Below are 12,351 nucleotides of genomic sequence, written 5' to 3'. Positions count from 1 at the left end.
GGCCGCCTGAACCTCACCGACGGCAGCTTCTATATTGGCGGCTTCGACAGCGACAACTATCAAGGTCGCGGCACCCTGGTACTCACCGACGGCACCGTGCAGGCCGGGACCTGGGTCAACGGCATGCGCGTGCGTGACGCCGACGGCACGTTGCTGCCCGACCCGCTGGAAATCGGCGTGCTGGTCCAGGGCCGCTTGCTCGATGCCGCCCTCGCCGCCGTGCCCGCCTCAACACCTGCCGTGGAGCTGTACACCCTGGCCGTGGCCGGCGACGGCAAACAAAGCGTGTTCCTGCGCGAAGCCGATTACGTCAGCAACATGCTCGCCACCCGCTTCGGCGCACGCGGGCAGATCCGCCTGGTCAACCACCGCGACCATATCGCGGACCGCCCCCTGGCCACCCGCGAAAGCCTGCGCCGCGCCGTGCAAACCCTGGCCGAGCGCACCGGGCCGGAAGACCTGGTGTTTATCTACATGACCAGCCACGGCACCCACGAACATGAACTGGTGCTGGACCAGCCGCGCATGGAGCTGGCCGACTTGCCGGCCGATGAGCTGGCCGCCGTGCTTGCACCGCTGAAAAACCGCGACAAGATCGTGGTGATTTCCGCCTGCTATTCCGGCGGCTTTATCCCGGCGCTCAAAGATGATCGCACCCTGATCATGACGGCCTCCCGCGCCGACCGCGTGTCCTTCGGCTGCTCCGAAGAGGCCGACTTCACCTACTTTGGCGACGCCCTCTTCGCCCAGGCCTTCAACCAGACCGACGACTTGCAGCAAGCCTTCAAACTGGCGCAGCTGCATGTGAGCGAACGCGAACAGGCCGACAATTTCGAAGCGTCCGAACCGCAGATCTGGGCCCCCAAAGGCGTGATCGCCCATTGGCAACTTTTACGCAAACAGCAGGCACGAAAGGCGCTCGAAAGCGTCTCAATGAATAGCAAGGAAGCCAAAGGCAACTAAGCTGTAACGTGTAACAAGGGGGAAACACTATGTACCTGACACCTCAGCATATCTTGCTCGCGGGGGCCTCCGGCCTCACTGGCGAACACTTGCTCGACCGCCTGCTCAACGAACCCACCGTAACCCGCGTGCTCGCGCCGAGCCGCAAGCCGCTGGCCGAACATCCGCACCTGGAAAACCCGGTCGGCGACCCGGCGGTGTTCCTGCCGCAACTGAGCGGCCGGGTGGATATCGCTTTCTGCTGCCTGGGCACCACGATCAAAAAAGCCGGCTCGGAAGAGGCCTTTCGTAAGGTTGACCTGGACATGGTCGTCGCCTTCGCCAAGCGCGCACGGGAACTGGGCGCACGGCACTTGATCGTGATCAGCGCGATTGGCGCCGATCCGAAATCGTCGATTTTCTACAACCGGGTCAAAGGGGAAATGGAACAGGCGCTCAAGGCCCAGGACTGGCCGCAACTGACCATCGTGCGGCCATCGCTGTTGCTGGGAGAACGGCTGGAACCGCGTTTGACCGAGCAACTGGCCGGGCCGTTGTCACGGTTGATTCCAGGCAAGTACCGCGGGATAGAAGTGTGCGAGCTGGCCCGAGCCATGTGGCGCCTGGCGCTGGAAGAACAGGATGGGGTGCGGGTGGTGGAGTCGGACGACCTGCGCAAACTCGGTAAGTAAGCGCTAACACAGAGCAAAATGTGGGAGGGGCTTGCCCCCGATGGCGGTGGGTCAGTCTGCCTATGGGTTGACTGAAACACTGCTATCGGGGGCAAGCCCCCTCCCACATTGGCCTGTGGTGTTTTTAAGATCCAGGCTACAGCCCGCCCGTGGCATTAAACCCCACGCCCAGTACCGTCAACACCGACAGCGGCAATAACAGCGTGTCGAGCAGTGCACTGGCCGGCAGGTCGACGCCGGGATAGCTCGGCGCCTCGGCCCCAAACCGGTCCTTGGCGCAGCAGCCGCCATTCATCGCATACAGGTCCAACCGCGTGCCGGCATACACCACCGGCGCGCCCGGTTGCGCGGCGTCCAGGGTGCGGGCCGTGGCGCAGCCTGTCAGGTGCAACGCCAACACCAGCAGCAGCAGCGCCTTATTCATCACTGCTCAAATGGTGCTCGCCCCAACGCGGCAGCATGTCCTGGGGAATATTGAGCAGGTTGAGAATCCGCGCCACCACAAAATCCACCAGGTCATCAATGGTTTGCGGCTGGTGATAAAAGCCCGGTGACGCCGGCAAGATGGTCACGCCCATGTTCGACAACTTGAGCATGTGCTCCAGATGAATGCTCGAATACGGTGCCTCGCGTGGCACCAGGATCAACTGGCGCCGCTCCTTCAATGTCACGTCTGCGGCGCGCTCGATCAGGTTATTGCAGGCCCCGGTGGCAATCGCCGACAAGGTCCCGGTGGAGCATGGCACCACCACCATTGCCGCTGGCGCGCCGGAGCCCGAGGCCACCGGTGACATCCAGTCTTCTTTGCCGTAGACCTTGATCTGCCCCGCCGCCGCGCCGGTGTACTCGGTGAGGAAGGCCTGCATCATCTGCACCTTGGCCGGCAGTGCCACGTCGGTCTCGGTGGCCATCACCAGTTGTGCGGCCTTGGAGATCAGGAAGTGCACCTCGCGGTCTTCACGCACCAGGCAGTCCAACAGGCGCAGGCCATAGGGCGCGCCCGAAGCACCGGTCATCGCCAGGGTGACGCGCTCCGGGCCGCTCACTGCAATGCCTCGGCCAATTTGCCGTGCAGGCCGCCGAAGCCGCCGTTGCTCATGATCACCACGTGGGTGCCCGGTTTGGCCTGATGCTTGACGTGCTCGATGATGGCGTCGAGGGAGTCACACACAATGGACGGCACTGTGCACAGCGCGGCAACCGCCGGCAGATCCCAACCGAGGTTGGCCGGCGCATACCAGACCACTTGATCGGCATCGTTGACGCTTTCCGGCAGGCCATCACGGTGCGCGCCGAGCTTCATCGAATTGGAGCGCGGCTCGACAATCGCAATCACCTGGGCATCACCGACCCGCTTGCGCAGGCCGTCGAGGGTGGTGGCGATGGCCGTTGGGTGGTGGGCAAAGTCGTCGTAGATGGTAATCCCATTCACATCGGCGACTTTTTCCATACGCCGCTTCACGCTTTTAAACGCGCTCAAGGCGGCGATGCCCATGGAAGGCACCACGCCCACATGCCGTGCGGCGGCCAGGGTGACCAAGGCGTTGGCGACGTTGTGCTGGCCGGTCATGTCCCATTCGACAGTGCCTTGGGTTTCGCCCTCAAACAGCACGTCAAACCGGGAGCCGTCTTCGCTGAGCAACTTGACCTGCCATTGCCCGCCAGCGCCGGTGGTTTGCACCGGTGTCCAGCAGCCCATCTCGATCACACGCTGCAACGCAGGCTCTGTGGTCGGATGGATGACCAGGCCTTCGCTCGGGATGGTACGCACCAAATGGTGGAATTGCCGCTCGATGGCCGGCAGATCAGGGAAGATGTCGGCATGATCAAACTCAAGATTATTGAGGATCGCGGTACGCGGACGGTAGTGGACAAACTTGGAGCGCTTGTCGAAGAAGGCGCTGTCGTATTCGTCGGCCTCGATCACAAAGAACGGTGTGCCGCCCAGGCGTGCGGAGACCGAGAAGTTCTGCGGCACACCGCCGATCAGGAAGCCAGGGCTCATGCCCGCATGCTCCAGCACCCAGGCCAGCATGCTGCTGGTGGTGGTCTTGCCGTGGGTGCCGGCAACGGCCAATACCCAGCGGCCTTGCAGCACATGGTCGGCCAGCCATTGCGGGCCGGACACGTACGGTAAACCTTTGTTGAGTACATACTCGACGGCCGGGTTGCCACGGGACATGGCATTGCCGATCACCACCAGGTCCGGCACCGGGTCGAATTGCGCCGGGTCGTAACCCTGGGTCAGTTCAATGCCCTGGGCTTGGAGTTGCGTGCTCATGGGCGGGTAAACATTGGCATCGGAGCCGGTCACATGATGGCCAAGCTCTTTAGCCAGAACCGCCATCGAACCCATGAACGTACCGCAAATACCGAGAATATGAATGTGCATAGTCGACCTCGTAAACATCGAGGCAGGTTAGCGCAGGGGGGCGAAAATCGCACTCTTTAGCTGTAGGACCCGACCACAGTCACCCGGATAGGGACGCCCGTGCGAGGCCGTGCCGGCGCAGCTTTCTATACAGCGTGTTGCGGCTGACCCCCAGTTGCTCCGCCGTGTGGGTCATGTGCCAGCGCTGTTGCTCCAGGGCGGTGAGCAAGGCGAGTCGCTCGGCATCTTCCAGGACTGACTCTGCGGGCTTGGCCCCCGCCACCGGTTGCGGCCGGGCCTGACGAATCGACGCGGGCAAGTCTTCAAGCCCCACGCGCCCGTTATCACACAGCGCCGCCAGCGTGCGCAGCACGTGCGCAGTTGTCGCACATTACCGGGCCAGGCAAAGGTCAGCAGCGCCGAACGCGCCGCCGGGTCGAGTTGTACGGTCTGTCCGTCCGCCTCTTCAGCCAGCAGGAAATCCAGCAACTGGGATTTATCGCTGCGCTCGCGCAACGCCGGCAAACCCACTTCCAGGCCGTTGAGCCGGTAGTACAAGTCCTCACGGAAACTGCCGTCCTGCACACGCGCCAGCAAATTGCGGTGCGTTGCGCTGATGATTCTGACGTTCACCGCCTGGGGCTCACCGCCGATGGGTACCACCATGCGATCCTCCAGCACCCTTAATAGACGGGTTTGCAGCGCCAGGGGCATATCGCCGATTTCATCGAGGAACAGGGTGCCGCCATCCGCCTGCTGCAACTTGCCCTGCATTCCCTCTTTGCGTGCCCCGGTGAAACTGCCGCCGCGATATCCGAACAGCTCACTCTCGATCAGGCTTTCCGGGATGGCGCGCAGTTGAGGGCGACGAAGGCTTTGTCGGCACGCTGGCTGGCGTGGTGCACAGCCTTGGCAAAGGCTTCTTTGCCGCTGCCGGTTTCTCCGTTAATCAACAGCGGCACATCCCGTTCGAATACCCGCAGGGCCTTGCGGAAATCATTTTGCAACGCGGGGTCACCCAGGCAGATACCGGCCAGGCGAGCAGGCTCTGGCTTGCTGATGGGTACCGATACACTGCGCGGCTGCCCACGCAATGCGGCAAACAAGCGCCGCCCATCACGGGTGCGCAGCGGCCAACTGGCGGTTGCATTGGCGCTGGCGCGACCGAGCAACTGATCCAGGGAGCACTCGAAAAACGCTTCCACAGGCTTCCCCAGCAAATCGCCACGCACCTGCCCCAACAGGTTCAGTGCGCTCTGGTTGAGCGCACAAATGCGCCCTTCGCCATCGAACGCCAGCAACCCTTCGCTGAACAGGCCCACCGACTCGGCCTGCAAATGAAAGCGCAGCAGCCAGTGGTGTTCAAAGTGACGCAGGAAGTAACAACTCTCGATCATCTTCGCCGACAGGTTCACCAGCGCCATGGTGTGGAACTGACTCTGGCGCGACACCGCTTCCCGGGCCGACGAGACGTCCAGCACTGCCAGCAACTCACCATGGGGGTCGAATACCGGGCTCGCCGAGCAGGTCAGCCCGGTATGACGGCCACGGAAGTGCTCGTCGCGATGAATGGTCAGGGACTGGCGCTCCACCAGGCAGGTGCCAATGCCATTGGTGCCTTCGCAGGCCTCGCTCCAATCGGCACCGAGCCACAACCCGGCACGCTCGAAAATCTTGCGCTCGGACGGCGCGGTGACACAGTTGAGGATCACCCCGCGCGCATCGGTCAGCAGCACCGCATGGCCGGCGCCGGAGAGCTGCTGGTGCAGGCTGTTCATCTCGCTGCCGGCAATATGCAGCACCTGTTGCAGGCGCTCGCGGCTTTCCAGCAGACGGCCGTGCTCAAGCACGGTGGGAGCGATGGTTTGCGCAGGGTCGAGGTGGTAGTCCTCCAGGCACCGCAGCCAGGAGCGGGCAATGGACGGATCGCTGGACGGGTCGCGGCCACGCGCCACGGTGATGACTTGCTGGGCATGGCGGCTGAAATGATCGTTGTGCATGTTCTTATTATTCTCCCTGCGTGAGAACGCCCAGCATCCCCCAGCCCTGCGACAGATGCAATCCCGTGCCGAACCACCGGTCACAGGCCGTACCGTTTATGGCACAAACTGTCACATGCGCTGTACCGGTCGTGTGACAGCAACGCCTTGCAACAAACCCCAACCCCTTGATTTACCTGGCCCTCAAAGCAGTGGCCCAACCTTTGCTCTACGCTTTATCAAGCGCAGCAACAGCGCTGCACTCCAATAAACATAAAAGCCAGGAGATACCCACCATGCGTTACGCACACCCCGGTACTGAAGGCGCGATCGTTTCGTTCAAGGCCAAGTACGGCAACTACATTGGTGGCGAATTCGTTGCGCCGGTCGACGGCAACTATTTCACCAACACCTCGCCGGTCAACGGCAAGCCTATCGCCGAATTCCCGCGTTCCACTGCCAAAGACATCGACAAGGCACTCGACGCCGCCCACGCCGCCGCTGACGCCTGGGGCAAGACCTCGGCCCAGGACCGCTCGCTGGTGCTGCTGAAAATCGCCGACCGCATCGAACAGAACCTCGAACTGCTGGCCATCACCGAAACCTGGGACAACGGCAAGGCCGTGCGTGAAACCCTCAACGCCGACATCCCGCTGGCCGCCGACCACTTCCGCTACTTCGCCGGCTGCATTCGCGCCCAGGAAGGCACCAGCGCCGAGATCAACGAACACACCGCGTCCTACCACTTCCATGAGCCCCTGGGCGTAGTCGGCCAGATCATCCCGTGGAACTTCCCAATCCTGATGGCCGCGTGGAAACTCGCGCCAGCCCTGGCCGCCGGTAACTGCGTGGTGCTCAAGCCCGCCGAGCAAACGCCGCTGGGCATCACGGTACTGATGGAAGTGATCGGCGACCTGCTGCCACCGGGCGTGCTTAACGTGGTGCAAGGTTTCGGCCGCGAAGCCGGTGAAGCCCTGGCCACCAGCAAACGCATCGCCAAGATCGCCTTCACCGGCTCGACCCCGGTGGGTTCGCACATCATGCATGCGGCGGCCGAGAACATTATTCCGTCCACCGTCGAGCTGGGCGGCAAGTCGCCGAACATCTTCTTCGCCGACATCATGAAAGCCGAACCGTCGTTCATCGAGAAAGCCGCCGAAGGCCTGGTGCTTGCGTTCTTCAACCAGGGCGAGGTGTGCACCTGCCCATCCCGTGCGCTGGTGGAAGAGTCGATCTACGACGACTTCATGAAAGTGGTGATGAAGAAAATCGAGCAGATCAAACGCGGCGACCCGCTGGACACCGACACCATGGTCGGCGCCCAGGCGTCCGAGCAGCAGTTCGACAAGATCCTGTCCTACCTGGAAATCGCCAAGGGCGAAGGCGCGCAACTGCTGACCGGCGGCAAGGTCGAGCAACTGACCGGCGACATGGCCGGCGGCTATTACATCCAGCCGACCCTGCTCAAGGGCACCAACGACATGCGCGTGTTCCAGGAAGAAATCTTCGGCCCAGTGGTGAGCATCACCACCTTCAAGGACGAAGCTGAAGCCCTGGCGATTGCCAACGACACCGAGTTCGGCCTCGGCGCCGGCGTGTGGACCCGCGACATCAACCGCGCCTACCGCATGGGCCGGGCGATCAAGGCGGGGCGTGTGTGGACCAACTGCTACCACCTGTACCCGGCGCATGCCGCGTTTGGCGGTTACAAGAAGTCCGGTGTGGGCCGTGAAACCCACAAGATGATGTTGGACCATTACCAGCAGACCAAGAACTTGCTGGTGAGCTACGACATTAATCCGTTGGGCTTCTTCTAACTACCTCCCCTCCCACATTTGAAATGCAATCAAATGTGGGAGGGCTTGCACGCTCCCACAACTTTAGATCTTCATAAGTACTTGCGATGTGTATTCGGCATAAATAAGCCGAGTTAAAAACAATAACAATGAAAGGTACTTTCCCATGCCTAACGAACCCACTGGTTCTTCCGTCGACTTCGAAAAAGTCGGCACCGATTACTTCCAACAACGCGAACTGAAAAAAGGCGCCGCCGGCTGGGTGCTGTTAGTTGGCCTTGGCGTTGCCTACGTAATCTCCGGCGACTACGCCGGCTGGAACTTCGGCCTGGCCCAGGGTGGCTGGGGCGGGATGTTCCTCGCCACATTGCTGATGGCCACCATGTACCTGTGCATGTGTTTTTCCCTGGCCGAGCTGTCTTCCATGATTCCTACCGCCGGCGGTGGCTACGGCTTCGCCCGCAGTGCATTTGGCCCCTGGGGCGGTTTCCTGACAGGCACCGCGATCCTGATCGAATACGCCATCGCCCCCGCCGCCATCGCCGTGTTTATCGGCGCCTATTGCGAGTCACTGTTCGGCATTGGCGGCTGGATGATCTACCTGGCGTTCTACATCATCTTTATCGGCATCCATATTTTCGGGGTTGGCGAAGCCTTGAAGCTGATGTTCGTGATCACCGCCGTCGCCGCGATTGCCCTGGGCGTGTTTCTGGTGGCCATGGTGCCGCACTTCAACGTCGCCAACCTGCTCGACATTCCCGTGACCGAGGCCAAGGGCGCCAGCACCTTCCTGCCCTTCGGATACGTCGGCGTGTGGGCCGCGATCCCCTATGCGATCTGGTTTTTCCTGGCGGTTGAAGGTGTGCCACTGGCCGCCGAAGAAACCAAGAACCCCAAGCGCGACCTGCCTCGCGGCCTGATCGGCGCCATTGTGGTGCTGACCAGTTTCGCCCTGTTGATCCTGGTGATTGCCCCCGGTGGCGCCGGTACCTATGCGCTGATCAAATCCGGTAACCCGCTGGTTGAAGCGCTGGCGTTGTCCTACGGCGGTTCGACCTGGATGGGCAGTTTCGTCAACCTGGTGGGCCTGGCGGGCCTGATCGCGAGCTTTTTCTCGATCATCTACGCGTATTCACGGCAGATCTTCGCCTTATCCCGCGCCGGCTACCTGCCGCGCAAACTGTCCCAGACCAACAAAAGCAAGGCGCCGGTACTGGCCTTGGTGATCCCCGGCATCATCGGTTTTGGCCTGTCGCTGACCGGCCAGGGTGATCTGCTGATCCTGGTGGCCGTGTTTGGCGCGACGATTTCCTACGTGCTGATGATGGCCGCGCATATCACCCTGCGCATCCGTCGCCCCAAAATGGAACGTCCTTACCGCACGCCGGGTGGCATCTTCACCTCCGGTGTCGCGCTGGTATTGGCTTGCGTTGCCGTCGTGGCGGGCTTTTTGGTGGATCCGCGGGTGGTGATTGGCGCCGCGATCATCTATGGAGTATTAATTGCTTACTTTGCTTTCTACAGCCGGCATCACTTGGTAGCAGGCACGCCCGAAGAGGAATTCGCGGCGATCCAGGCCGCAGAGGCCGCCTTGCACTAACTGCCGTAAACCTCGACGCGGGCAGCTGCTCGCGTCGTCAAGGAGACACTGTATGGCAAGCTTTTCCCACGCGGTCGGTGCACAGACCTACCGCTTCGACAGCCTCAAGGACGTGATGGCCAAGGCCAGCCCGGCACGCTCCGGGGACTTCCTCGCCGGCGTGGCCGCGCAGAACGACGGCGAGCGGGTCGCGGCGCAAATGGCGCTGGCGAACATCCCGCTCAAGCACTTCCTGGAAGAAGCGCTGATCCCCTATGAACGTGATGAAGTCACCCGGCTGATCATCGACACCCACGATAAACAGGCGTTTGCGGCGGTCAGCCACCTGACCGTCGGCGGGCTGCGCGACTGGCTGCTCAGCGACGCTGCCGACGAAGATTCCCTACGCGCACTGGCGCCGGGGCTGACACCGGAAATGGCGGCGGCCGTATCCAAGATCATGCGCGTGCAGGACTTGGTACTGGTGGCGCAAAAGATCCGCGTCGTCACCCAGTTTCGCGGCACCATGGGCCTGCGCGGGCGCCTGTCGACCCGCCTGCAACCCAACCACCCGACGGATGAACCGGCCGGCATCGCCGCCAGCATTCTCGACGGCCTGCTGTACGGCAACGGCGACGCCATGATCGGCATCAACCCGGCCACCGACAGCATCGCCTCGATCTGCGCCATGCTGGAGATGCTCGACGCAATCATCCAGCGCTACGAAATCCCGACCCAGGCCTGTGTGCTGACCCACGTCACCACCTCTATCGAAGCGATCAACCGTGGCGTGCCGCTGGATTTGGTGTTTCAGTCCATCGCGGGGACAGAGGCAGCCAATGCCAGTTTCGGTATCAACCTCAACGTGCTGCAGGAAGGCTACGACGCGGGCTTGAGCCTGAACCGTGGCACCTTGGGCCAGAACCTGATGTATTTCGAGACCGGCCAGGGCAGTGCCTTGTCGGCCAACGCGCACTTTGGCGTCGACCAGCAAACCTGCGAAACCCGGGCCTATGCCGTGGCCCGGCATTTCAAACCGTTTCTGGTCAACACCGTGGTCGGGTTTATCGGTCCGGAGTACCTGTACAACGGCAAGCAGATCATCCGCGCCGGCCTCGAAGATCACTTCTGCGGCAAGTTGCTGGGTGTGCCGATGGGTTGCGACATCTGCTACACCAACCACGCCGAAGCCGACCAGGACGACATGGACACCCTGCTGACCCTGCTCGGCGTGGCCGGCATCAACTTCATCATGGGCATCCCCGGCTCCGACGACATCATGCTCAACTACCAGACCACCTCGTTCCACGACGCGCTGTACGCCCGCCAGACATTGGGTTTAAAACCGGCGCCGGAGTTTGAACAATGGCTGGCGAAAATGGGCATCTTCACGCAGGCCGACGGCAAAGTACGCTTCGGCAACAGTCTGCCACCGGCGTTTCGCCAAGCCTTGGCGCAATTGGGATGAAGGAGCCGACCGTGCAACCAGAATTGCCTGACAACCCGTGGCTGGAACTGCGCCGCCTGACCCCGGCACGCATTGCCCTGGGCCGCACTGGCACCAGCATTCCCACCAACGCCCAGCTGGATTTTCAGTTCGCCCACGCCCAGGCGCGGGACGCGGTGCACCTGCCCTTCGATCATGCAGGCATCAGCAGCCAACTCGCCGAACGCGGACGCGACAGCCTGTTACTGCACAGTGCCGCCACTGACCGGCACAGCTACCTGCAACGCCCGGACCTGGGGCGACGCTTGAGCGATGAGTCAGCCCAGGCACTGCGCGACCATGCCGCGGCCAATCCTGGCGGCGTGGACCTGGCGGTAGTGGTGGCGGATGGTCTTTCGGCGTTGGCGGTGCATAAACATACGCTGCCGTTTCTTGCACGCATGGAGGAACAGACCCACGCCGAAGGGTGGTCCTTGTCGCCCGTCATTCTGGTGGAACAGGGCCGCGTTGCCGTGGCGGATGAGATTGGCCAATTGCTCGGCGCCAAGATGGTAGTCATCCTGATCGGCGAACGGCCAGGGCTCAGTTCGCCGGACAGTTTGGGGCTGTACTTTACTTACAACCCCAAGGTCGGCCTCACCGATGCCTATCGCAACTGCATCTCCAATGTGCGCTTGGAAGGGTTGAGTTATGGCATGGCGGCCCATCGCCTGCTGTACTTGATGCGAGAGGCCTGTCGCCGACAGCTGTCGGGGGTCAACCTCAAGGATGAGGCGCAGGTGCAGACCATCGAGTCCGACGACCCGGACCTGATGAAAGGCAATTTCCTGCTTAGCCCACCCGCGGACTGATCCCGGCACGATTGCGCTTTTTGGCGTCTTTAGGCAGCATCAAGTCACGGCCGCGCGTGTGGTCATACCCCATTTGGAAGTTGAGGCCTGGCATGCGGATTACTCAAGCGACCCTGGAACACCTGGACCTGTTGACCCCGCTGTTCGTCAAATACCGCGAGTTTTACGGGGCGTTGCCCTTTCCGGATTCGTCGCGGGCCTTCCTGGAAAAGCGCCTGCGCCGCAAGGAGTCAGTGATTTACCTGGCCCTGGCCGATGATGATGACAAGAAGCTGCTTGGGTTTTGCCAGTTGTATCCGAGCTTTTCATCGCTGTCGCTCAAGCGGGTGTGGATACTCAATGACATCTATGTGGCCGAAGATGCGCGCCGCCAACTGGTGGCAGACAACCTGATGCGCACGGCGAAGAAAATGGCCAAGGAGACCCATGCGGTGCGGCTGCGGGTGTCGACCAGCAGTGACAACCAAGTGGCACAGAAGACCTACGAGTCGATCGGGTTTCGCGAGGACACGGAGTTCAAGAACTACACCTTGCCGATCAGCGAAGACTGAGCCCTCAAACACTGCAGCCCCATTGTGAGACGGGGCTGCCCCGACTAGCGGCGTACCAGTCAGACTATTTATAACTGACACGCCCTCATCGTGGGCAAGCCCCCCTGCCACATTTGGCTTTGCCGACATCCCCCGCTGACAAA

Annotated in this window: 10 protein-coding genes and 1 pseudogene; 7 read left to right on the top strand and 4 right to left on the bottom strand. The window is 61.9% G+C overall.

Annotated features, from left to right (window positions below):
• A partial coding sequence (locus IQK56_RS27380; protein ID WP_193901894.1) for a C13 family peptidase occupies positions 1-963 on the top strand: 963 nt, incomplete at its 5' end.
• A 29-nt stretch (positions 964-992) separates the two neighbouring features.
• Positions 993-1,634, top strand: coding sequence for an oxidoreductase (locus IQK56_RS27375; protein ID WP_193861736.1), 642 nt, complete (start codon positions 993-995; stop codon positions 1,632-1,634).
• 136 nt (positions 1,635-1,770) lie between these two features.
• Here IQK56_RS27375 and IQK56_RS27370 read toward each other — a convergent pair whose 3' ends face one another.
• From IQK56_RS27370 to IQK56_RS27355, 4 genes and pseudogenes are all read right to left on the bottom strand, one after another.
• Positions 1,771-2,058 carry a YceK/YidQ family lipoprotein gene (locus tag IQK56_RS27370; protein ID WP_150761899.1) on the bottom strand — a complete coding sequence of 96 codons (288 nt, stop codon included), beginning with the start codon at positions 2,056-2,058 and terminating at the stop codon, positions 1,771-1,773.
• Positions 2,051-2,680 (bottom strand): flavin prenyltransferase UbiX, encoded by a 630-nt coding sequence (ubiX, locus tag IQK56_RS27365; RefSeq protein ID WP_122308045.1) that lies wholly within the window; start codon positions 2,678-2,680, stop codon positions 2,051-2,053. Before ubiX ends, IQK56_RS27370 begins: the two co-directional genes overlap by 8 nt.
• Positions 2,677-4,026: a UDP-N-acetylmuramate:L-alanyl-gamma-D-glutamyl-meso-diaminopimelate ligase gene (mpl, locus tag IQK56_RS27360; protein WP_150676947.1), complete on the bottom strand. Its 1,350-nt coding sequence runs from the start codon at positions 4,024-4,026 to the stop codon at positions 2,677-2,679. Before mpl ends, ubiX begins: the two co-directional genes overlap by 4 nt.
• Positions 4,027-4,105: 79 nt before the next feature.
• Positions 4,106-6,005, bottom strand: a pseudogene (locus IQK56_RS27355) (sigma-54-dependent Fis family transcriptional regulator).
• Positions 6,006-6,280: 275 nt separating this feature from the next.
• Between IQK56_RS27355 and exaC the strand changes: the two are divergent.
• The 5 genes from exaC (at position 6,281) to IQK56_RS27330 (ending at position 12,208) form a co-directional block, all read left to right on the top strand.
• Positions 6,281-7,801, top strand: a complete 1,521-nt coding sequence (gene exaC / locus IQK56_RS27350; RefSeq protein WP_150761902.1) for an acetaldehyde dehydrogenase ExaC — start codon at positions 6,281-6,283, stop codon at positions 7,799-7,801.
• Between the two features lie 145 nt (positions 7,802-7,946).
• Entirely contained in the window at positions 7,947-9,380 is a 1,434-nt protein-coding gene (gene eat, locus IQK56_RS27345; protein WP_112196852.1) for an ethanolamine permease, read from the top strand.
• A gap of 52 nt (positions 9,381-9,432) precedes the next feature.
• A complete protein-coding gene (locus tag IQK56_RS27340; RefSeq protein ID WP_150761904.1) occupies positions 9,433-10,827 on the top strand; it encodes an ethanolamine ammonia-lyase subunit EutB in 1,395 nt (464 codons plus the stop codon).
• Positions 10,824-11,657, top strand: a complete 834-nt coding sequence (gene eutC, locus IQK56_RS27335) for an ethanolamine ammonia-lyase subunit EutC (RefSeq protein ID WP_150761905.1) — start codon at positions 10,824-10,826, stop codon at positions 11,655-11,657. The genes IQK56_RS27340 and eutC overlap by 4 nt, the downstream gene beginning before the upstream one ends.
• 92 nt (positions 11,658-11,749) lie before the next feature.
• Positions 11,750-12,208 (top strand): GNAT family N-acetyltransferase, encoded by a 459-nt coding sequence (locus IQK56_RS27330; protein WP_032884576.1) that lies wholly within the window; start codon positions 11,750-11,752, stop codon positions 12,206-12,208.
• Positions 12,209-12,351 lie beyond the last annotated feature (143 nt).

It is taken from the genome of Pseudomonas cyclaminis, assembly GCF_015163715.1.
Lineage (GTDB): Bacteria > Pseudomonadota > Gammaproteobacteria > Pseudomonadales > Pseudomonadaceae > Aquipseudomonas > Aquipseudomonas cyclaminis.
The sequence above is the reverse complement of the archived record's forward strand: the minus strand, read 5'-3'. Positions and strand labels throughout refer to the sequence as shown.

What these genes read in the sequence shown, in the direction of transcription:
- IQK56_RS27375 (WP_193861736.1), top strand. Translation starts at nt 993, where the DNA reads ATGTACCTGACACCTCAGCATATCTTGCTCGCGGGGGCCTCCGGCCTC.
- IQK56_RS27370 (WP_150761899.1), bottom strand. Translation starts at nt 2,058, where the DNA reads ATGAATAAGGCGCTGCTGCTGCTGGTGTTGGCGTTGCACCTGACAGGC.
- mpl (WP_150676947.1), bottom strand. Translation starts at nt 4,026, where the DNA reads ATGCACATTCATATTCTCGGTATTTGCGGTACGTTCATGGGTTCGATG.
- exaC (WP_150761902.1), top strand. Translation starts at nt 6,281, where the DNA reads ATGCGTTACGCACACCCCGGTACTGAAGGCGCGATCGTTTCGTTCAAG.
- eat (WP_112196852.1), top strand. Translation starts at nt 7,947, where the DNA reads ATGCCTAACGAACCCACTGGTTCTTCCGTCGACTTCGAAAAAGTCGGC.
- IQK56_RS27340 (WP_150761904.1), top strand. Translation starts at nt 9,433, where the DNA reads ATGGCAAGCTTTTCCCACGCGGTCGGTGCACAGACCTACCGCTTCGAC.
- eutC (WP_150761905.1), top strand. Translation starts at nt 10,824, where the DNA reads ATGAAGGAGCCGACCGTGCAACCAGAATTGCCTGACAACCCGTGGCTG.
- IQK56_RS27330 (WP_032884576.1), top strand. Translation starts at nt 11,750, where the DNA reads ATGCGGATTACTCAAGCGACCCTGGAACACCTGGACCTGTTGACCCCG.